Source organism: Streptomyces sp. NPDC001549, from assembly GCF_042894025.1.
Classification (GTDB): Bacteria; Actinomycetota; Actinomycetes; order Streptomycetales; family Streptomycetaceae; genus Streptomyces; species Streptomyces kutzneri.
Map to the genome: position 1 here is coordinate 264025 of NZ_JBIAVJ010000006.1, position 20449 is coordinate 284473.

General features: G+C 73.4%; 15 protein-coding genes and 1 riboswitch. Of the genes, 5 read left to right on the forward strand and 10 right to left on the reverse strand.

Annotated features, from left to right (window positions below; genetic code table 11):
* Window positions 1–18: 18 nt before the first annotated feature.
* From ACFY04_RS13400 to ACFY04_RS13435, 8 genes are all read right to left on the reverse strand, one after another.
* Window positions 19–1407: a histidine kinase dimerization/phospho-acceptor domain-containing protein gene (locus ACFY04_RS13400; RefSeq protein WP_389116376.1), complete on the reverse strand. Its 1389-nt coding sequence runs from the start codon at window positions 1405–1407 to the stop codon at window positions 19–21.
* Window positions 1404–2090, reverse strand: coding sequence for a response regulator transcription factor (locus tag ACFY04_RS13405; RefSeq protein ID WP_389116378.1), 687 nt, complete (start codon window positions 2088–2090; stop codon window positions 1404–1406). The genes ACFY04_RS13400 and ACFY04_RS13405 overlap by 4 nt, the downstream gene beginning before the upstream one ends.
* A gap of 398 nt (window positions 2091–2488) precedes the next feature.
* Window positions 2489–3262, reverse strand: coding sequence for an enoyl-CoA hydratase (locus ACFY04_RS13410; protein ID WP_389116380.1), 774 nt, complete (start codon window positions 3260–3262; stop codon window positions 2489–2491).
* Window positions 3259–4161, reverse strand: a complete 903-nt coding sequence (gene mmsB / locus ACFY04_RS13415; RefSeq protein WP_389116381.1) for a 3-hydroxyisobutyrate dehydrogenase — start codon at window positions 4159–4161, stop codon at window positions 3259–3261. The genes ACFY04_RS13410 and mmsB overlap by 4 nt, the downstream gene beginning before the upstream one ends.
* The gene (locus ACFY04_RS13420) at window positions 4158–5249 is read right to left on the reverse strand and encodes an enoyl-CoA hydratase/isomerase family protein (RefSeq protein ID WP_389116383.1); all 1092 of its coding nucleotides are present in this window, start codon (window positions 5247–5249) and stop codon (window positions 4158–4160) included. Before ACFY04_RS13420 ends, mmsB begins: the two co-directional genes overlap by 4 nt.
* Window positions 5246–6391: an acyl-CoA dehydrogenase family protein gene (locus ACFY04_RS13425; protein WP_389116385.1), complete on the reverse strand. Its 1146-nt coding sequence runs from the start codon at window positions 6389–6391 to the stop codon at window positions 5246–5248. The genes ACFY04_RS13420 and ACFY04_RS13425 overlap by 4 nt, the downstream gene beginning before the upstream one ends.
* A 4-nt stretch (window positions 6392–6395) precedes the next feature.
* On the reverse strand, window positions 6396–7895 hold the full coding sequence (locus tag ACFY04_RS13430; RefSeq protein ID WP_389116386.1) for a CoA-acylating methylmalonate-semialdehyde dehydrogenase: 1500 nt from the start codon (window positions 7893–7895) through the stop codon (window positions 6396–6398).
* A gap of 210 nt (window positions 7896–8105) precedes the next feature.
* Window positions 8106–8291: riboswitch (cobalamin riboswitch) on the reverse strand.
* Window positions 8292–8362: 71 nt separating this feature from the next.
* Complete coding sequence (locus tag ACFY04_RS13435) at window positions 8363–9778, reverse strand: short-chain fatty acyl-CoA regulator family protein (RefSeq protein ID WP_389116389.1); 1416 nt, start codon at window positions 9776–9778, stop codon at window positions 8363–8365.
* A gap of 420 nt (window positions 9779–10198) precedes the next feature.
* On the opposite strand from ACFY04_RS13435, the gene aceA reads away from it, so the two are divergent.
* From aceA to ACFY04_RS13450, 3 genes are all read left to right on the forward strand, one after another.
* Complete coding sequence (gene aceA / locus ACFY04_RS13440) at window positions 10199–11485, forward strand: isocitrate lyase (RefSeq protein WP_389116391.1); 1287 nt, start codon at window positions 10199–10201, stop codon at window positions 11483–11485.
* Window positions 11486–11580: 95 nt separating this feature from the next.
* On the forward strand, window positions 11581–13170 hold the full coding sequence (gene aceB, locus ACFY04_RS13445; protein ID WP_389116393.1) for a malate synthase A: 1590 nt from the start codon (window positions 11581–11583) through the stop codon (window positions 13168–13170).
* Complete coding sequence (locus ACFY04_RS13450) at window positions 13170–14048, forward strand: 3-hydroxybutyryl-CoA dehydrogenase (RefSeq protein WP_389116395.1); 879 nt, start codon at window positions 13170–13172, stop codon at window positions 14046–14048. Before aceB ends, ACFY04_RS13450 begins: the two co-directional genes overlap by 1 nt.
* 140 nt (window positions 14049–14188) lie before the next feature.
* Here ACFY04_RS13450 and ACFY04_RS13455 read toward each other — a convergent pair whose 3' ends face one another.
* Window positions 14189–15121: an aminoglycoside phosphotransferase family protein gene (locus tag ACFY04_RS13455; protein WP_389116396.1), complete on the reverse strand. Its 933-nt coding sequence runs from the start codon at window positions 15119–15121 to the stop codon at window positions 14189–14191.
* A 90-nt stretch (window positions 15122–15211) separates the two neighbouring features.
* Between ACFY04_RS13455 and ACFY04_RS13460 the strand changes: the two genes are divergently transcribed.
* The gene (locus tag ACFY04_RS13460) at window positions 15212–16696 is read left to right on the forward strand and encodes a S1 RNA-binding domain-containing protein (protein ID WP_389116398.1); all 1485 of its coding nucleotides are present in this window, start codon (window positions 15212–15214) and stop codon (window positions 16694–16696) included.
* 22 nt (window positions 16697–16718) lie between these two features.
* Here the strand turns inward: ACFY04_RS13460 and ACFY04_RS13465 are convergent, their stop codons facing one another.
* The gene (locus tag ACFY04_RS13465; protein WP_389116399.1) at window positions 16719–17438 is read right to left on the reverse strand and encodes a ZIP family metal transporter; all 720 of its coding nucleotides are present in this window, start codon (window positions 17436–17438) and stop codon (window positions 16719–16721) included.
* 181 nt (window positions 17439–17619) lie between these two features.
* On the opposite strand from ACFY04_RS13465, the gene ACFY04_RS13470 reads away from it, so the two are divergent.
* Window positions 17620–20295 carry a LuxR C-terminal-related transcriptional regulator gene (locus tag ACFY04_RS13470; RefSeq protein WP_389116401.1) on the forward strand — a complete coding sequence of 892 codons (2676 nt, stop codon included), beginning with the start codon at window positions 17620–17622 and terminating at the stop codon, window positions 20293–20295.
* Window positions 20296–20449 lie beyond the last annotated feature (154 nt).

Below are 20449 nucleotides of genomic sequence, written 5' to 3' on the forward strand. Positions count from 1 at the left end.
GCCGCCGCACCCGGGTGCTCAGGCGGCGGGCGCCGGCGGGAGGGTGACGGTGAAGCAGGCGCCGCCTTCCGGACCGTGCCCCTCGACGCGGATGCCGGCGCCGAGACGGCCGGTCAGACGGTGGGCGATGGCCAGCCCCAGCCCGCTGCCGACCGGGCGGGTGTCCCGGTAGCGCTCGTGGAGGGCGCCGTGGTCGAAGGCGATGCGTACGTCGTCGTCGGTGAGGCCGGGCCCGCCGTCGCGGACCTGCAGCTCGGCCCCGCCGCCCGCGGCGGCCGGGCGGACGGCGAGGACCAGGGGCGCGCCCCCGGGCGTGACGCGCAGCGCGTTCTGCACCAGGCCGTCGATCAGCTGCCGGACCCGGAAGGCATCCGTCGCGACGACGACGGGCAGGTCCGGCCGTTCGAGCCGGAGGTCGACGCCGTGGCGTGCGCACAGGCCGGTCCAGAACGCGGCGGCCTCGGAGACCAGCGCGCGGAGGTCGGCCGGGGCCACGTCCAGGCGGAAGTCGTCGGCCTCCAGCCGGGCCAGGTCCAGCAGGTCCCCGAGGAACCGGTCCAGGCGCCGGGTCTCGTCGGCCAGGATGCCGCCGACCTCGGGCACCCGCTCCGGCTCGATCAGGCCGTCCGCGAGCGCTTCGGCGTAGCCCTGCAGCGCGGTCAGCGGGGTGCGCAGATCGTGGGAGACGGAGAGCAGGAACTCCCGCTGCCGGTTCTCGCTGTGGGCCAGCGCCTCGTCCAGGACATTGAGGGCGCGCCCGATGTCCGCGGTCTCCCGGGAGCCGTCGACCGGGGCTGGTACACCGCGTTCGCCGTCGGCGAGCCGGTGCGCGATCTGCGCGGCCGTCACGAGCGGACGGGCGATCCGGCGGGCGAGGAGCGCTCCGGCCAGGGCCGCGCCGAGCATGCCGAAGGCCAGCGGGACGATCACGTTGCGGCGGATCTGGTTCGTGTTCTCGGTGACGACCGTGTACGGCTCGGTCAGCACCACGGCGCCGCCGCGTACGCCGGGCTGCCCCACCAGCAGTACCTCCTGGCCACCGAGGATGCCGGTGGTGGAGACCGGATCCCCTGCCAGCAGGGCCGATTTGGACGTCCGGTCGACGGCCGGGCCGGCGGTTCCGCTCACGGTGCCGTCCCGGGCGATGACCGCGAGCTGCACCCCGTTCGGCCCCGCCAGGGCCTGGGCACCGGTGAAGAGCGCCTCGGACAGGACCGGCAGCCGGCTGAGCACCGTCGCCTGACGGGTCAGCTGGTCGCGTTCACGCTGTTCGGCGCCGTGCGCGGCGGTCTGCCAGGCGATCAGTCCGGTCAGGGCCACCGCGAGCGCCGCCACCACGGTGGTCAGCACCACGATCTTGCGGGCGAGGGAGCCGCGGCGCGGACCCGTGCGGGGGTGGCTGTTCACGGGCCGGGCGCCGTCGCGCTGTACCCGACGCCGCGGACCGTACGGATCGGGCTCGCGTCGCCGAGCTTGGCGCGTACCTGCGAGACGAAGACGTCGACCATGCGGGTGTCGCGGTAGCCCGGGTACCCCCACACCTGGGCGAGCAGCTGCTCGCGGGTGAAGACCTGGCCCACGTGCTGGAGGAGGTGGGAGAGCAGATTGAACTCGGTGGCGGTGAGTTCGACCGGCTCGCCGTCGCGGCGCACGGTGCGGCTGACCGGGTCCACGCTGAGCCGGCCGGTGCTCCCGGGCGGCGGTCCGGGCGGGCCCGCCGCCCGGCGCAGTACGGTCTTGACCCGGGCGACCAGCTCACGGGGCGAGAACGGCTTGGTCAGGTAGTCGTCCGCGCCGAGTTCGAGGCCGAGGATCCGGTCGGCCTCCTCACCGCGGGCGGTGACCAGCAGGACCGGTGTCCAGTCGCCGGCGTCCCGCAGGGCGCGGCAGAAGGCGATGCCGTCCATGCCGGGCAGGCCGATGTCCAGGACGATCGCCACCGGGTGCATGCGCCGCGCGGCCGCGAGCCCGGCGGCCCCGTCGGCCTCGACGTGGACCCCGAAGCCTTCGCGGGTCAGGTAGAGGCGTTGCACGTCGGAGATGTGGCGCTCGTCCTCGACGATCAGTACGAGGCCCCTGGACTCCGTCATCACTGCCTTTCAGCCGCGGTTGGCAGCATCGATGCTAACCGCGCCGCTCCGCCCTTCCGGTGGGCGCGCCGCCATCCGTACATTCCCCGAACAATGCGCCGGCCGCGCTCGGCCGCGGTCACGCTCGCCGGACCCGTCGGCTTCGTCGGCATGTGCGCCCCCGCCCTCGTCCGCCCGCTCGCCCACAGGTTCCGCGGGTTCACCCGCAACCGCGCGAGCATGCCGGTCGCGGGGCGCACCGGCCCAGCTCGGCGCCGGCCTGATGACCGCGGTGATCGGCACTCCGTACTTCCTCCACCTGCCCGTACGCAGCCGCCGCTAGCGGGCACCTGTCGTCGCAGGCCGAAGGCCGGGTACGGCGCAGTCCTGCGCACCGTACCCGGCCTTCGCGCGGTGCCTCAGCCGTGGCTGAAGCGGGGCGGGCGCTTGTCCACGAAGGCGGACATGCCCTCCTTCTGGTCGGCCGTGGCGAAGACCGCGTGGAACAGCCGGCGTTCGAAGCGGACGCCCTCGGTGAGGGTGGTCTCGAAGCTCCGGTTCACGGCCTCCTTGGCCATCATCGCGACCGGCTTCGACATCCCGGCGACGGTCCCGGCGACCGTGAGAGCCTCGGACAGCAGCTCGTCCGCCGGGACGATCCGGGAGACCAGGCCGGCCCGTTCGGCCTCGACCGCGCCCATGGTGCGGCCCGTCAGACACAGTTCCATGGCCTTGGCCTTGCCGACGGCCCGGGTGAGCCGCTGGGATCCGCCGATCCCCGGGATCACCCCGAGCTTGATCTCGGGCTGCCCGAACTTCGCGGTGTCCGCGGCGAGCAGGATGTCGCACATCATGGCGAGCTCGCAGCCGCCGCCCAGGGCGTAGCCGGACACCGCCGCGAGGGTGGGCGTACGGACCTGGCCGAGCCGGTCCCACGCCGTGAACCAGTCCGACAGGTACATGTCCATATAGCTGCGCGGCCGCATCTCCTTGATGTCGGCGCCGGCCGCGAAGGCCTTCGCGGAGCCGGTCAGGACGATGCAGCCGACCTCCGGGTCCCGGTCCAGTTCCTCCGCTGCGGCCACCACCTCGGTCATGACCTGGAGGTTCAGGGCGTTGAGGGCCTCCGGCCGGTCGAGGGTGAGGACGGCCACCCGCCCCTTGCGCTCCAGCAGGATGGTTTCGTAGGTCATGCGGGGGTTCCGTTCCGGGGTCGCAGCGTGTGGACGATCGCCGAGAAGTCGAGGCCGGCGCCCTCGCCCGCGGCGAAGTCGGCGTACAGCTCGGCGGCTTTCAGGCCCAGCGGCGCCTCCACCCCGCCGGCCCGCAGGGCGTTCGCCGCCAGGGCGAGGTCCTTGGCCATGAGGGGGGCGGCGAAGCCGGGAAGGTAGTCACGGTTGGCGGGGCTGCCCGGAACCGGTCCGGGCACGGGGCAGTTGACGGTGAGGGCCCAGCACTGGCCGGAGGCGGTGGAGGCCACGTCGTACAGGGCCTGGTGGTCCAGGCCGAGGCTCTCGGCGAGGACGAAGGCCTCGCTCACCCCGATCATCGAGACGGCGAGGATCATGTTGTTGCAGATCTTCGCGGCCTGTCCGGCGCCCGCCGTCCCGCAGTGCACGGCCTTCTTGCCCATCGCGCCGAGCAGCGGCCCGGCCGCCGCGAACTCCTCGGCGCCGCCGCCCGCCATGAAGGTGAGGCTCGCCGCCTGCGCGCCGACCACCCCGCCCGAGACGGGCGCGTCGAGGGACCGATGACCGGCCGCCGCAGCGGCCTCGTGGGCCGCCCGCGCGTCGGCCACGTCGATGGTGGAGCAGTCGACGAACAGGGTGCCGGGCCGTGCGGCGGCCAGCAGCCCGCCGTCCCCGTACAGGGCGAGGACGTGCCCGCCCGCCGGCAGCATGGTGATCACCACATCGGCCTCGGCGGCCGCCGCGGCGGCCGACACCGCCGGCTCCACCCCCGTCACGGCGGCGGTGGCCAGCAGCTCCGGCACCAGGTCGAAGCCGAGGACACGGTGTCCGGCCTCCACCAGGTTGGCCGCCATCGGACCACCCATGCGGCCCAGTCCGACGAACGCCACGGTCCTGCTCACCAGGGCACCTCCTGAGTCGAATCCGTCCGGGTCAGCTGCAGTTCGCGCGCGCCGAGCGGGGCGAAGAACCGTTCCACGTCCGCAGGAAGGACCTCCGCCAGGGAGGGCGGTGACCACCGCGGGCTGCGGTCCTTGTCGATCACCTGCGCGCGGATCCCCTCCACCAGGTCGGGGGAGGACAGCGCCGCGCAGGAGATCCGGTACTCCTGCTCCAGAGCCCGCTCCAGCGGGCCGAGTTCGCGCACCCGGCGCAGGGCGGCCAGGGTCACCTTGAGGGCCGTGGGCGACTTGGCCGCAAGGGTGGCCGCGGCCTCCTTCGCCGCCGGGACACCGCTGCCGCGCAGGCGCTCCACGATGTCCTCCACCGTGTCCGCCGCGTAGCAGTGGTCGATCCACTCGCGGTCACCGTCGAGCGCGCCGCCGGGCGCCGGACCGACGTACCGTTCCAGCACCTCGTGTACGGAGGTCCGTGCCAGGTCCGCGGCCAGCCGCGGCAGCAGCTCCGAGGGCACGAAATGATCGGCGAGCCCGCAGAGCAGCGCGTCCGCCGCCCCGGCCGGCGCCCCCGTCAGGGCCAGGTGGGTGCCCAGTTCTCCGGGCGCCAGCGCCAGCAGGTACGTGCCGCCGACGTCGGGGACGAAGCCGATGCCGGTCTCGGGCATGGCGACGCGGGAGCGTTCGGTGACGATCCGCACGGTGCCGTGGGCCGAGATCCCGACGCCGCCGCCCATGACGATGCCGTCCATGAGGGCGACGTACGGCTTGGGATAGCGGGCGATGCGGGCGTTGAGCCGGTACTCGTCGCGCCAGAAGCCGGCCGAGGCCGTGCCGCCCGTGCGGGCGTCCTCGTGGATCGCGCGGATGTCACCGCCCGCGCACAGGCCGCGTTCACCGGCGCCCTCGATGACGACGGCCGCGACGTCCGGGTCGTGCTGCCATTCGGCGAGCGCCTCGTCGATGCGCAGCACCATCGAGTGGGTGAGGGCGTTGAGTGCCCCGGGGCGGTTGAGGGTGATGTAGGCGGTGTGGCCCTCGGTCCGCAGGAGCACGTGGTCCTGGGCGTGGCCCCCGGGGGGTACGTGGTTCATCGCAGGGCCTCCGTGAGCCCGCGGGCGACGATGATGCGCATGACCTCGTTGGTGCCTTCCAGGATCTGGTGGACCCGAAGGTCGCGGACGATCTTCTCGATGCCGTACTCGCTCAAGTAGCCGTAACCTCCGTGGAGTTGGAGTGCCCGGTCGGCGACCGAGTAGCCGGTGTCCGTGGCGAACCGCTTGGCCATCGCGCACAGCTGCGGGGCCAGCGGGTCGCCCCGGTCCAGCGCGTCGGCGGCCTGGCGGACCAGGGCGCGGGCCGCGGCCAGCTCGGTGGCCATGTCCGCGAGCCGGAACTGCAGGGCCTGGGCGTCCAGCAGCCGGGCCCCGAAGGCCTCCCGGTCGGCCAGGTACGCGAGGCTGCGGTCCAGCGCGCTCTGCGCACCGCCCAGCGAGCAGGCGGCGATGCCGAGACGGCCGCCGTTGAGGCCGTTCATGGCGATGCGGAAGCCGTCGCCCTCGGCGCCGAGCCGCCGGTCGGCGGGGACGCGGACCCCGTCGAGGATCACCTGGCGGGTGGGCTGGGCGTTCCAGCCCATCTTGCGCTCGTCCGGGCCGAAGGAGACCCCGGCATCTCCGCGTTCGACGACGAACGCCGAGATGCCGCCCGGGCCCTCCCCGCCGGTGCGCGCCATGACGATGTAGACCTCGGAGGCGCCGGCGCCGGAGATGAACTGCTTGACCCCGGTCAGCACATAGCCGTCGTCCGTGCGCTCGGCCCGGGTGCGCAGCCTGGCCGCGTCGGATCCGGCGCCGGGCTCGGTCAGGCAGTAGCTGCCCAGCGACCGGGCGGAGCACAGGTCGGGGAGCCAGCGGGCCCGCTGGTCCGCGTCCCCGTACCGGTCGATCATCCAGGCGACCATGTTGTGGATGGAGAGGTATCCGGCGATGGAGGGGCAACCGGTGGCGAGGGTCTCGAAGACGAGGACGCCGTCGCTGCGGCTGAGGCCGGAACCGCCGTGCTCCTCGCGGACGTAGACGCCGCCGAGCCCGAGGTCCGCCGCCTTGCGGATCACGTCCAGCGGGAAGTGCTTGTCCTGGTCCCAGGTGACGGCGTACGGGCCGAGCTGCTCCTGGGCGAAGTCGAGGGTGACCTCGGCGAGGGCCAGCTGATCGGGGCTGAGGGTGATGGTCACCGGCTCATCCCATCGTCGGGATGGTGAAGCTCGCGCTCTCCTTGGCCCCGGAGGGCCAGCGCGAGGTGACGGTCTTGGTACGGGTGTAGAAGCGGATCGAGTCGGGGCCGTGCTGGTTCAGGTCGCCGAAGCCGGACCGCTTCCAGCCGCCGAAGGTGTGGTACGCCACGGGGACGGGGATCGGCACGTTGACGCCGACCATGCCGGCGCCCACCCGGCGGGTGAAGTCGCGCGCCGTGTCTCCGTCACGGGTGAAGATCGCGACGCCGTTGCCGTACGGGTGCTCGGTGGGCAGGCGCAGGGCCTCCTCGTAGTCGGCGGCCCGTACGACGGAGAGCACCGGGCCGAAGATCTCCTCGCGGTAGATCCGCATCTGCGGGGTCACGCGGTCGAAGAGGGTCGCTCCGGCGAAGAAGCCGTCCTCGTGTCCGGGCAGGGTGAACCCGCGCCCGTCCACGACGAGTTCGGCGCCCTCGGTGGCTCCGATGCCGACGTAGCGGTTCACCCGGTCGAGGGCTTCCTGGCTGACCAGCGGCCCGAAGTCGGCCTCGGGGTCGTCCGAGCGGCCCACGCGCAGGGTGGCGATGCGCTCCGTCAGCCTGGCCACGAGGGCGTTCGCGGTCTCCTCGCCGACGGGGACGGCGACGGCGATGGCCATGCAGCGCTCGCCCGCGGAGCCGTAGCCGGCGCCGATGAGGGCCTCCACGGCCTGGTCGAGGTCGGCGTCGGGCATCACGATCATGTGGTTCTTGGCGCCGCCGAAGCACTGGGCGCGCTTGCCGTGGGCCGCGGCGGTGGCGTAGATGTGCGCGGCGATCGGGGTGGAGCCGACGAAGCCGAGGGCCTGCACGCGCGGGTCTTCGAGGAGGGTGTCGACGGCCTCCTTGCCGCCGTTGACCACATTGAGCACGCCGGGCGGCAGACCGGCCTCCAGGAACAGCTCGGCGAGGCGCAGCGGTACGGAGGGGTCGCGCTCGGAGGGCTTCAGGATGAAGGAGTTACCGCAGGCCAGGGCGGGTGCGGCCTGCCACAGGGGGATCATCGCGGGGAAGTTGAAGGGGGTGATCCCGGCGACCACGCCGAGCGGTGAGCGCAGGGAATGCACATCGATGCCGGTGCCCGCGTTGTCGGTGAACTCGCCCTTGAGCAGGTGCGGGACACCTGCGGCGAACTCGACCACCTCCAGGCCGCGTTGCAGGTCCCCGTGGGCGTCGGCGACGGTCTTGCCGTGCTCGGAGGACAACAGCCGGGCGAGGGAGTCCCGTTCGCCCTCGACCAGCTGGAGGAAACGCAGCAGAACGCGCGAGCGGCGCTGCGGGTTCCACTGCCCCCAGTCGGCCTGCGCCTCCTCGGCGTTCGCGAGGGCGGCCTCGGTGTCGGCCCGCCCCGCGAGCGGGACCCGGGCCTGGACGGTGCCGGTGTTGGGGTCGTACACGTCGGTGAAGAGACCGGAGGATCCGGTGGTGTGCTTGCCGCCGATGAAATGGGTGAGTTCACGGACCATGGGTGCCTGCTCTCGTCAGGTTGGATCCGGGGATGGCACGGCCGACCGGCGGACGGCACCCGGTCGGGTGCGCCGCTGGGGAAGGCCGTGGGACCAGGTCGTCTCCGACAGGGACGACCTATGAGCGCGCGAACGTGTGCGTGCGCTCCGCCGGATCACCAGGGTCGTGGGTACAAACCGGTGCCATGCGTGTCTGCTCCATCCTCGTGGACAACACGGAACATCCGCGGCCGGTATCCTGACTCCCGGATCCCCGCGTGCCGCCCGCCTTCCCGACAGACCTCGTCAGTGGCGTGTGGATGGCAGCACACTCCCCGGTCACAGTGGCGGGACCGTGCCGGTTTCTCACCGGCTTCCCTGCACCGCGGACCTTGTGCCACGAACATATAGTTGGACGTCCTAGTAAGTCCAGGGCCGCCGCCGCGCGCCTTCGCCATCCGGCCGCGCCGCCCGGGCCTGACGCCCGCTCAGTCCCGAGCCGGGACCGGGTTCCTGGTCACCGGGTACGGGATGAAGGTGCTGCTGTTCTCGTCGACGGCCAGCGCCCGTCCGAGCGGCGGCACGGCCCGCTGCGGGCAGTCGAGGCGTTCGCAGAGGCGGCAGCCCATGCCGATGGGGGTGGCGGCCGCCGTGTTGTCGAGGTCGAGCCCGTCGGCGTACACGAGCCGCGAGGCGTGCCGGATCTCGCAGCCGAGCCCGATCGCGAAGGTCTTGCCGGGCTCGCCCCAGCCGCCGCGGTGGCGGGTGACGGCCCGGGCGGTCCACAGGTACCGCTGACCGTCGGGCATGGCGGCCACCTGGACGTGGATGCGGCCGGGCGCGGCGAAGGCCTCGTACACGTTCCACAGCGGGCAGGTGCCGCCCGCGCGGGAGAAGTGGAATCCGGTTGCCGACTGCCGCTTGGACATGTTCCCGGCCCGGTCCACCCGGACGAAGGAGAAGGGCACCCCGCGCAGCCTGGGCCGCTGCAGGGTGCTCAGCCGGTGGCAGACCGTCTCGTAGCCGATCCCGAAGTGGTCGGTGAGCCGCTCGATGTCGTAGCGGAACTCCTCGGCGGCTGCGTGGAAGGCGCGGTACGGGAGGATGAGCGCGCCCGCGAAGTGGTTGGCGATGCCGATCCGCGCGAGGGCGTGGACGGGGGAGCCGGGCGGGAAGTCCTCGGCGGCCAGCCGGTCCAGCTCGTCCCCGTACTCGATCAGCGCCAGCTGCGTGGCCATCCGGAACGCCTGCTGTCCGGGGCGGAGCCGGTTCGACAGGTGCAGCACCCGGGCGGCGGGGTCGTAGTGGTGCAGCCGGTCGGAGTCCGTGGCCGTCCGGATGCCGTGCCGGTCGGCGAGCCGGCGGGTCAGCGCGCGGATGACGTCCCCCGGGCGGATGCCGATCTCGGCGGCGAGGCCTTCGGCGGCGAGATCGGTGTCGTGGAGGTAGTTCTGCCGCCGGTAGAAGAACTCGCGGATCTCCTCGTGGGGCGAGCGCGGGCTGTCGGCGGCCAGGTCCCGGCCGTCGGCGGCGTCGGCGAGCCGCTCGGCCAGGAGCTGGCCGCGCCGCCCCAGGTCCAGCAGCACCGAGGCGACCGCGGGCATACGGGTGGCCAGTTCGGCCAGGTCGGAGGGGGAGACGCGGGCCTGCGCCACCTCGTTCGCGAGCGCCTCGCGCAGGTCGGCGACCAGCCGGCTGGTGTCGCGCTCGGAGAAGAACCCCGGATCCACACCGAAGGCCTCGGTGAGCCGCAGCAGGACCGGAACGGTGAGCGGCCGGGAGTCGTGCTCCATCTGGTTGAGGTAGCTGGGGGAGATGGCGAGCACCCGGGCCAGGTCGGCCTGGGTCATCCGGCGCTCCTCGCGCAGCCGCCGCAGCCGCGCTCCCGCGTACGTCTTGCTCACCGCACTCCCTCGCCGTCTTCCGGGCCGGACACGCCGGACACGCGCCGTACACGCCGCCGTACACGCGCCGTCAGGATACGGGGATCTTCGCAGCCGGAAGGCTTCGCAACCTTGGCAATTCCGGCACCGAAGATTCGCAGAGCTTGGCAGATGTACCTCCTTGATGGCACTCGGTGTCAGTGCCAGAGTCGGTGCTGCGGCCCGCCGGACACGGTGGCCGGGAAGAGCCGACTGGCCCGATTCACGCCCTGATTTCGGCCATCCAGACAGTTCGCCCCGGCGGTTCGGCAGCATTGCTCAGCTTCGGCCCAGGGTCGGGTTCGGCGGCCGCATCTCATTGACAGGCACAGAGTGCCAATGCATCGGGACCACGGCCCGGCTCATTGGCAAGACAAGCGACGGATGGAAACGGTGACGGTCATGGCAGAGGCGAACACGACGGCGGCGGCCGAGCAGCTCAAGCAGCGGTGGGCCGACGACCCTCGCTGGGCGGGCATCGAGCGCACCTACACGGCCGAGGACGTGGTGCGGCTCTCGGGCAGCGTCCGCGAGGAGCACACCCTGGCCCGGCGCGGCGCCGAGCGGCTGTGGCGACAGCTCCACGAGCAGGACTACATCCACGCCCTCGGCGCGCTCACCGGCGGCCAGGCGGTCCAGCAGGTGCGGGCCGGACTCCAGGCGATCTACCTCTCCGGCTGGCAGGTGGCCGCCGACGCCAACCAGGCCGGGCACACCTACCCGGACCAGAGCCTGTACCCGGTCAACTCGGTCCCGCAGGTGGTGCGCAGGATCAACAACGCGCTGCTGCGCGCCGACCAGATCGCCACCGCCGAGGGCGGCACCGACACGACGGACTGGCTCGCGCCGATCGTCGCGGACGCCGAGGCCGGCTTCGGCGGCCCCCTGAACGCCTTCGAGCTCACCAAGGCGATGATCGCTGCGGGTGCGGCCGGCATCCACTACGAGGACCAGCTGGCCTCCGAGAAGAAGTGCGGCCACCTCGGCGGCAAGGTCCTCGTCCCGACCGCGCAGCACGTCCGCACCCTCAACGCGGCCCGCCTGGCGGCCGACATCGCCGACACCCCGACCCTGATCATCGCCCGTACGGACGCCCTCGCCGCCACCCTCCTGACCAGCGACGTCGACGAGCGCGACGCGGAGTTCTGCACGGGCGAGCGCACCGCCGAAGGCTTCTACCACGTGCGCAACGGCATGGCCCCGGTCATCGCCCGCGGCCTCGCCTACGCCCCGTACGCCGACCTGATCTGGGTGGAGACCGGCACCCCGGACCTGGCGCAGGCCCGCGAGTTCGCCGAGGCGATCCACGCCCGGTACCCCGACCAGATGCTGGCCTACAACTGCTCGCCGTCCTTCAACTGGAAGGCGGCGCTGGACGACGACCAGATCGCCAAGTTCCAGCGGGAGCTGGGCGCGATGGGCTACCGCTTCCAGTTCATCACCCTGGCCGGTTTCCACTCCCTCAACCACGGCATGTTCGACCTCGCCCGCGGCTACGCCGAGCACGGCATGACCGCCTACGTCGACCTCCAGGAGCGCGAGTTCGCCGCCCAGGCCCAGGGGTTCACCGCCGTCAAGCACCAGCGCGAGGTCGGCACCGGATACTTCGACCTCGTCTCCACCGCCGTCAACCCGGCCTCCTCCACCACCGCGCTCTCGGGTTCCACCGAGGAAGAGCAGTTCCACTAGGGGGCTGTCCTGCCGAGTCCTGCCGAGTCCTTCCGACGGGTGCCCGAGGGACCTCCCCCGGGCACCCGCCCACCGCCCCCGCTGAGGAGAACCGCATGCCCCTCTCGCCTCTGACCAGCAGCGTCCAGGTCCTCGGTGCGCCGGGTGAGCGCCACGAGGAGATCCTGACCCCCGAGGCCCTGGAGTTCATCGGCCGGCTCGACACCGCGTTCGCCGACCGCCGCCTGGAGGTCCTCAAGGAGCGCCACCGCCGCGCCGGCCACCTGGCCGGCGGCACCCCGCTCGACTTCCCGCTCGCCACCCGCGCCCTCCGCGAGGACCCGCACTGGCGCGTCGCGCCGCCCGCGCCCGGTCTCACCGACCGCCGCGTCGAGATCACCGGCCCGCCCGAGCGGCGGATGGCCGTCAACGCCCTGAACTCCGGAGCCAAGGTATGGATGGCCGACTTCGAGGACGCCACCGCCCCGACCTGGACCAACATCGTCGGCGGCCAGCTGACCCTGCTCGACGCCATCGAGCGGCGCATCGACTTCACCACCCCGGAGGGCAAGGAGTACCGTCTCGGCGAGCAGCTCGCGACCATCATGGTCCGGCCGCGCGGCTGGCACCTCCTCGAAGAGCACCTGGAGATCGACGGCCGGCCCCTGTCCGCGTCCCTCGTCGACTTCGGCCTGTACTTCTTCCACTGCGCCCAGCGGCAGATCGACGCGGGCCACGGCCCGTACTTCTACCTGCCCAAGCTGGAGAACCGGTACGAAGCACGCCTGTGGAACGACGTCTTCCTCCTCGCCCAGGAACTCCTCGGCATCCCCCGCGGCACCGTCCGCGCCACCGTCCTCATCGAGACGATCACCGCCGCCTTCGAGATGGAGGAGATCCTCCACGAGCTGCGCGAGCACAGCGCGGGACTGAACGCGGGCCGCTGGGACTACCTCTTCAGCCTGATCAAGACCTTCGGCCACCGCACCGACTTCCAGCTGCCCGACCGGGCCAAGGTCACCATGACCGCCCCCTTCATGCGGGCCTACACCGAACTGCTGGTCCGCACCTGCCACCGGCGCGGCGCCCAGGCCATCGGCGGGATGGCCGCCCACGTCCCCAGCCGGGACGCGGAGGCGAACGCCGCCGCCCTCGCCAAGGTCCGCCTCGACAAGGAGCGGGAGGCCGAGGACGGCTTCGACGGCTCCTGGGTGGCCCACCCCGGACTGGTCCCCGTCTGCCGCGAGGTCTTCGACGGCGTCCTGGGGGAGCGGCCGAACCAGCTGGACCGGACCCGGGAGGACGTCGAGATCACGGCCGCCGACCTGCTGTCCGTGCGCCGGATCGCCGCGCCCCCCACCCGGGAGGGCATCCGCTCGAACGTCGCCGTGGCCCTGCGCTACTTCGACGCCTGGCTGCGCGGCAGCGGCGCCGTGGCCCTGTACGGCCTGATGGAGGACGCCGCGACCGCCGAGATCGCCCGCGTCCAGATCTGGCAGTGGCTGCGCCACGACCAGGCCGACCGGTCGGTGGTCCTCGACCTCCTCGACGCCGAATGCGCGGCACTGGACGAGGAGAACCCGCGGGCCCGGGTCGCCGAGGCCCGGGAGGTCTTCGTGAACACCGCGCTCACGCCCAGCCTGCCCGCCTTCTTCACCCCCGAGGCCTACACCCGTCACCTCGTCCGCCGGACGGAGAACCGCTGATGACCACGTCGATCGCGACAATCCACCGGGTCGGCATCGTCGGCGGCGGCCAGATGGGCGCCGGTATCGCCGAGGTGTGCGCCCGCGCCGGCCTCGACACCGTCGTCGCCGAGTCGGACGCCACCGCCGCCCGGGCCGCCCGGGAACGCGTCGCCGTCTCCCTCGAACGGGCCGTGCAGCGCGGGAAACTGGACCGGATCTCCGCCGAGGACGCCCTGGCCCGGCTGGTCTTCACCGGTGACCTGGAGGACCTCGCCGACCGGCAGCTCGTCATCGAGGCCGTCACCGAGAACCCCGAAGCCAAGATCGAGGTCTTCGCCGGCCTCGACAAGATCGTGGCGGACCCGGAAGCGATCCTCGCCACGAACACCTCGGCCATCCCGATCATGCGCCTGGGCATGGCCACCGGCCGCGCCGACCGGGTCGTGGGCCTGCACTTCTTCAACCCCGTCCCCGTCCTGCCGCTCGTGGAGGTCGTCTCCTCCCTCCACACCTCACGCGACACCCTCGACGCCGTGGAGGCCTTCGCCCGCGACGCCCTGGGCAAGACCACCGTCCGCTCCCAGGACCGGGCCGGCTTCGTGGTCAACGCGCTGCTGATCCCGTACCTCCTCGCGGCCATCCGCATGGCCGAATCCGGGTTCGCCGCCCCCGAGGACGTGGACGCCGGAATGGAACTGGGCTGCGCCCACCCGATGGGCCCGCTCAAACTCGCCGACCTGATCGGCCTGGACACCGTCGCGGCCATCGCGGAATCCCTCTACGAGGAGTTCAAGGAGCCCCTGTACGCGCCGCCCCCGCTGCTCCAGCGGATGGTGCAGGCGGGTCTGCTCGGCCGCAAGAGCGGCCGCGGGTTCCACACATACGGCCGGGGCTGAGGGGCCCCGGCGGGTCTCCAGGGCAGAGGGTGCGCCGGAGACGCACGGGAACGGCGCGGGTGGGGCGAGTGGTGTCGCCGCACCCGCGCCGCACCGCGTACGGGAGCAAGGGCACGGGGCGAGGTGCTCGGCGGCCGAGATCAGGCGGGCCGCGTCAGCAACTGCGCGAGGTGGTCGGCGAATTCCGTGATCCAGTCGAGCAGCGGGCCACTGCGGGCGACCCGGAAGCCGTGCCGGCGGCCCCAGAACGCCGCCTGAACGGCATGGAGTTGAGCCCAGCGCCGGACGCGTTCGCGATCGAGTTCCGCGGCCTCGACGAAGAGGTCCAGCGTGCGGTGGACCGCCTTGCCGAGGTCCTCGGCTCCGATGAGGGACAGCGCACGGGTCTTGAGCAGCGTGCCGCCGTCGTAGGCGGGGTCTCCCACGTGGCCCTTGGGGTCGACCGCGAGCCACGGCTCGCGGTCCGCCCGCAGGATGTTCCGGGCGTGTAGGTCGCCGTGGATCAGGACGTCCGGCTGGGTGCGCCCCAGCTCGCGGACGGTCGCCACCGCCGCGTCCACCACGTACCGCGGCATGGCGTGCGTCAACTCCTTCTGGTCCCGGCGTAGTTGATCCTCCCAGGAGTCGGCCTGCTCCCGCAGCCGGGGCAGGCCGGCCGGCGCCGGGACGGCCAGCCGGCGGCTGAGCCGCCCCGCCACCGTCACCACCTCGTCGCCGTCCTCGACCCCCTCCAGCGTCGACGTCCGGACCCGCTCCAGCAGCATCGCGAAACGCTCGTCGTCGCGCTCGTGCAGCAGGACGGCGCCACGCCCGCCCCACGCCTCGAACGCGTCCGGCTCGTGGACGTTGCCGGGATGGGGGAAGGAGACCTTCAGCACGGCCGGCTCCGCGTCCCGCCGCAGCACCGGAACGATGATCCCGACACCCCCGTGCATGACCTCGCCGTCCGGTACGCACTCCCAGCGCGACTGTAACTCGTCCACGATTCCCGGTAGTTCGGCGAGCCATGCGGCTCCGGCCGCTCCCTCGCGCTCGACGGTGCAGTGCGTGAACGCCTCTGGTGTCTCGATCATCCCGGTACCTTACGCTGGGCCACATGATCCATCTTTCTGTCCGTCCGCGACCGGCCCTCAGGGCGACTCCGAGCTACCGGGGGCGCTGAGTTGCCGCCCTTCACCTACCGGCTCACCCCGGCCGGGGCCGTCCCCTTCGCCGTCCGGGAACAGGTGGCCGAGGCCTTTGTCGCCGCCGCACGCCGCTTCGCTCGGGAGGCCGGCGCCGACCGGCTGACGATCGACAACCCGATGGCGCGCGGGTTCTTCTCCTTCCGATCCCGTTCGGCCCCGAGCGCCCCGGAGCCGGCGGGGCTGTTCCCCACCGACCGGCCCGGCTCGACCGGCCCGCTCCCACCGTCCGGTTACCACGACGGCGCGCACGTACCGCTCGACACCGGCCTGGAACTGCTGCGGGCCATGCTGCTGCGCGAGGGCCCCTGGTGCCGGCTGCACACCGACGGAGGCTTCTTCCTCCACGCCGGGGAACGGCACGACGTCTACATCGGGGGTGCGGGGCCGTACGCGGAGGCCGCGGCGCACGCCCGCCGATCGGGGCTGACCGCCGAACCGGTCGAACGCTCCCCGTACGACCCCGCCCTCGACGAGACCGACCCCCAGCCGCCCGCGGACGCAGCCTTCTGGACGGCGGTCCACCGCCTGGTCGCCGAGCGCGGCGGGGTACTGGTCGAGGAGCGGTACGTCGCCGGCGCCCATCGCTGGCACCGGCCGACCACAGCCGCCGAGATCACCCGGGTACGGGAGCTGCTGACCCCGCGGGCCCGGCTGGCGGTGTGGCCGGACCTGACCGACGACACCGAGGCGGTCCGCGCCGCCGTCCTGTGCTCGGAACGGCTCGAACTCCTGGTCCAGCAGCATCCCGACGGGATCCCCTGGGCGCGCCTCGCCGAGCCGTGGATGGGCCGCACCGACATCGCCTACTGGAGGATCGGAAGTGGTCCGGGGCACCGGGCCGGCCTGGTCCCGCTGGCACCGGCCGATCGCCGCCCCCTGCTCGCCGGAGTGCTGCCCGACGCCGACGGCGTCGTACGGGCACGCTGGCGTACCAACCCCACCCCGGCCGACGAGCGGCGCACCCTGCTCGGTGCGCTGCGGACCGGGGACGTGGTGACCGGCACCGTCGCGAGCGGCCTGGACGACGTCGGCGTACACGTGCACCTGGACCTGGAACACGAGCGGGGATGGCCCCTGGGCTTCCTGCGCGTCCCCGAAATGTCCTGGGAGTACTTCGAGGACCTGGACGAGGTGGCCCCGATCGGACGGCGGATCCGCGCCGAGGTCCTCCACGTCGACCTGGAGCGGGAGCGCGTGGGCCTGTCCGCCAAAGCACTGCGCCCGGACCCCTGGCGCCCCTTCGCCGAAGCCCTCCGGGTCGGCGACACCTTCCCCGGCACCGTCACCAAGATCATTCCGTTCGGTGTGTTCGTGCGCATCGCACCGGGTGTCGAGGGCCTGGTCCACGAGACCGAGCTCTCCGGCAGGACCTTCGAGGCAGGGGACGACGTACGCGTCACCCTGCTCGCCGTGGACCTGGAGCGGCGCCGGATCAGCCTTTCCCCGGCCCCCGAGGCCTGAGCGAGCGGCCGCCGACGGTGCGTCACTCCAGGAGGGAGAGCGCACCGGCGGCGGCGAAGCCGAGCACGGTCGACAGGCCCGCGAGCCTGCCGCCCAGCTCGAAGGCCTCCGGCATCATCGAGTTCGCGAGCATGGTCAGCACCGCCCCGGCCGCGAACGCCTGCACCAGCCGGCCCTCGGTGCCGGGAACGAACCCCACCACCCCGTACCCCAGCGCGGCGCACGCGCCCGAGATCGCGGTGATGCCCCACCAGATCCGGTACACCACACCCGGCTGCCGTCCCTCCTCCCGCATGCCCGCGGTGGCGCCGAGGCTCTCCGGGAGGTTCGAGAGGAACACCGCCGCCAGGAAGGGGACGCTGATCGAGCCGCCGGCGGCCAGGCCCATTCCCAGGACCAGGGACTCGGGTATCCCGTCGAGCAGGGCACCGAGCACGATGGAGCGGTTCGCGTTGTGCGCGCTCCCGGCCGACCGCTGCGCCGTGGACTTCTGCGCGAGGGCTCCGTCGAGGAGGAAGAAGGTCAGGGCGCCGACGCCGACCGCCAGGAAGTCCCACGCGCTCTCGAAGCGCTCCCTGGGCACGAGCTCGTACGCCACGGCCGCGATCAGCGCTCCCGCGCCGAACCCCAGGACCAGTCCCGTCACCCTCGGCGACGGACGGTAGCGCAGCGCCAGCCAGGCGCCGATGACCAGGGAGAATGCCGCCAGAGCGCCCCATCCGGCCGCCGCGAGAGCGTTCATCGGACCTCCTGGACGGCCGTCCCGCGTGGGGAAGGCGACCGGTGCCCATGCTGCGGGCCGCCGTGCGCCCCGACATCCCCCGGACCAGGTGACACAACTGGTGATCACCACCGATCACCGGTTCAGTGGTGACCGTGGGCCGATCACAGTCCGTACCGCCGCGGGACCCCCGGTGACCTCCATGGACCACCGCGCCCCGACCGGCGACCCCATGCTCACGGCCAGGTTCGCGCCTCCGGCCGTGCCGAAGCTGCTGGTCCACCGGCCCGGGCTGCTGGGGCGGCTGTCGGCCGGGGCGCAGGGGCCGCTCACCCTCATCAACGGCCCGGCCGGATCGGGCAAGACGGTGCTCACCGCCCACTGGGCGGCCGACGGAAGCGCGCCGCGTCCCCCCGTGTGGCTCACCGTCGAACCCGACGACGCCCCCGGTGCCTTCTGGGCGTACGTCCTGGAGGCCCTCCACCGGGGCGGGGTGGCGCTGCCGGACGCGGTGGGCAGGCCCACCCGCGCCGAAGGGGTGACCCGGTCGTTCCTGGTGCGCCTGGCGGACGGGCTGGCCGCGTCCGCACAGCCCGCGGTCCTCGTACTCGACCAGTTCGACACCGCCCAGCCGCCCGCGACGACCGAGGGACTGGACTTCGTACTCCGGAACGCGGCCGGCGGCCTGCGCATCGTGCTCACCAGCCGGTCGGACTCCCTGCTGCCCCTGCACCGCTACCGGGCGGCCGGCGAGATCACGGAGATCCGGCACGCCGACCTCAGATTCACCGACGCGGACGCCGAGGCGCTGCTGAGCGAGCACCGGCTGGACATCTCACCCGCCGGCATCCGCCTGCTGATGGAGCGGACCGAGGGATGGGCGGCCGGGGTGCGCCTGTGCGCCCTGGCGATGCAGCGCAGCACCGACCCGGAGGCGTTCCTGCGCCAGTTCGCGGCCGACCGCACCACGATCGCCGACTACCTCCTCACCGAGGTGCTCGACGCACAGCCGCCGCCCACCCAGGACCTGCTGCTGCGCGTCTGCGTCACGGACCGCGTCCACCCGGATCTCGCGGACGCGCTGACCGGCCGGGACGACGGCGCACGGACCCTGGCGGGGCTGGCCCGCGACAACGCGTTCCTGGAGCAGATCGACGCCTCGGCCTGGTACCGGCTGCACCCGCTGTTCGCCGAGGTCCTGCGCGCACACCTGCGGCAGCGCTGCCCCGGGCTGGAACCCCGACTGCACGGGCTGGCGGCGCGCTGGCTCGCCCGGACCGGGCGGCTCACGGAGGCGGTGCTCCAGGGCGCCGCCGCCGGGGACTGGCAGTTCGCGGCGGCGCAGCTGGTCGACAACCTGGCGATCGGCCGCCTCCTGACGGGCCTGGAGGCGGATCAGCTGGGCCGGGCCTTCGCCGGGATGCCGGCCGGGACGACCGGGGTGGCGCCCGCACTGGTCGGCGCAGCCTGCCGGCTGGCCGAACAGGACCTGCCCGGATGCGAGGCCGGACTGCGGCGGGCGGACGCCGTCCTGGCGGACGCATCCCCTGCGGACGCCGCCCTCGCGGACTCCTGCGGTCCGGCGGCGCGGTTCGGCCGCGCCTTCCTCGGCGTACTCGCCGGACGGCCGGCCGATGACGTGACGGCCACCGAACGGGCCGCCGCCGACGCCGACCGGCTGCTGCGGGAGCTGCCGCCGCACCTGCTCGCCGAGCGCCCCGAGCTCCGCGCCCTGCTGCTGGCGCACCTCGGCGCCGTCGAGCTGGGAGCGGGACGCCTGGACCGGGCCGAATCCACCCTCACGGCCGCCGTCACCGCGTGCGGGCCGCCGGGCACCGAGTCCCCGCTCTGCGGCGCGCTCGGCTCACTGGCCCTGACCGAACTGCTGCGCGGCCGGTTGCGGCAGGCGGCCGAACACGCCCGCGCCTCGCTCGCCGTCGCCGAGCGGTCCGCCCTGCCGCCCGAGCGCCGGGCCGGGACCGACCACCTCGTCCTGGCGGGCGTGGCCGTCGAGCAGGACGACCTGTCGGCCGCACGCCGCCACCTCGACCTGGCGACCGCGGCGCCGGGGCCGCGCCCGGATCCCGCGACCGCCACCCGGGCCGCCGTCATCACGGCCCGGATCGCGGCGGCCGAGGGCGACGGGGACGCCGCGCTCGCCGTCCTGCGCGCGGTGGACCCGGAGGGACTGCCCGCCTGGGCGGCGGACGAGCTGGCCGTGGCCGAATCGGGCGTCCACCTCGTACGCGACGACGCCGACGCGGCCCTGCGGGTCCTGGACGCGGTGGAGGCCCCGGACGGCGACCGGCCGGAGCACGCGGTGGCCCGGGCCCGCGCCCTGCTGGCCGCCGGCCGCGGCGCGTGCGCGGCGGGGGCGCTGGCGGACATGCCGGGAGACGACGCGGTCGCCACCCCGGTACGGGCCCACGCGTGCCTGCTCCACGCGCAGATCGCCGCGGCGGACGGCGACTCCCAGGAGGCGCACCGGCGCCTCGGCGAGGCGCTGACGCTCGCCCGCCCCGAGGAACTGCGCCGGATGTTCGCCGAGAGCGGCCCATGGGTGCGCCGGACCCTGCGCCGGGACCCGCGGCTGGCGCGGTCGAACGGCTGGCTGACCCCCCGCGCCCCGGCCCGTACGGCCCGTACGGCGCGCGCGGTGCAGGGCGACGGGCAGCCGCCGGTGGTGGAGCCGTTGAGCGCGCGGGAGACCGAGGTGCTGCGCAAGGCCGCGGAGCTGCTGTCCACCGAGGAGATCGCGGCCGAGCTGTACGTGTCGGCCAACACGGTCAAGACCCACCTGAAGAGCATCTACCGCAAGCTCTGCGTCACCCGGCGCAGCGAGGCCGTCCACCGGGCGCGGGACCTCGGGATGCTCTGAGCCCCGAGCGGGCCGCCGTGGACACCTTTCTCGCCCGCACCGGGCGATGCCGAGCGCGGGGCCGGGGGCCGACGATGGCGGGTGAAGGCCGGAAGCGGCCCGGGCCCCCGCACCGGCCCGGGCCCCGAAGCCTTCGTTCCGAGAGGAGTGAGTG

What these genes read in the sequence shown, in the direction of transcription:
- ACFY04_RS13420 (WP_389116383.1), bottom strand. Translation starts at nt 5,249, where the DNA reads ATGAACCACGTACCCCCCGGGGGCCACGCCCAGGACCACGTGCTCCTG.
- ACFY04_RS13410 (WP_389116380.1), bottom strand. Translation starts at nt 3,262, where the DNA reads ATGACCTACGAAACCATCCTGCTGGAGCGCAAGGGGCGGGTGGCCGTC.
- aceA (WP_389116391.1), top strand. Translation starts at nt 10,199, where the DNA reads ATGGCAGAGGCGAACACGACGGCGGCGGCCGAGCAGCTCAAGCAGCGG.
- aceB (WP_389116393.1), top strand. Translation starts at nt 11,581, where the DNA reads ATGCCCCTCTCGCCTCTGACCAGCAGCGTCCAGGTCCTCGGTGCGCCG.
- ACFY04_RS13470 (WP_389116401.1), top strand. Translation starts at nt 17,620, where the DNA reads ATGGACCACCGCGCCCCGACCGGCGACCCCATGCTCACGGCCAGGTTC.
- ACFY04_RS13405 (WP_389116378.1), bottom strand. Translation starts at nt 2,090, where the DNA reads ATGACGGAGTCCAGGGGCCTCGTACTGATCGTCGAGGACGAGCGCCAC.
- ACFY04_RS13455 (WP_389116396.1), bottom strand. Translation starts at nt 15,121, where the DNA reads ATGATCGAGACACCAGAGGCGTTCACGCACTGCACCGTCGAGCGCGAG.
- ACFY04_RS13465 (WP_389116399.1), bottom strand. Translation starts at nt 17,438, where the DNA reads ATGAACGCTCTCGCGGCGGCCGGATGGGGCGCTCTGGCGGCATTCTCC.
- ACFY04_RS13430 (WP_389116386.1), bottom strand. Translation starts at nt 7,895, where the DNA reads ATGGTCCGTGAACTCACCCATTTCATCGGCGGCAAGCACACCACCGGA.
- ACFY04_RS13450 (WP_389116395.1), top strand. Translation starts at nt 13,170, where the DNA reads ATGACCACGTCGATCGCGACAATCCACCGGGTCGGCATCGTCGGCGGC.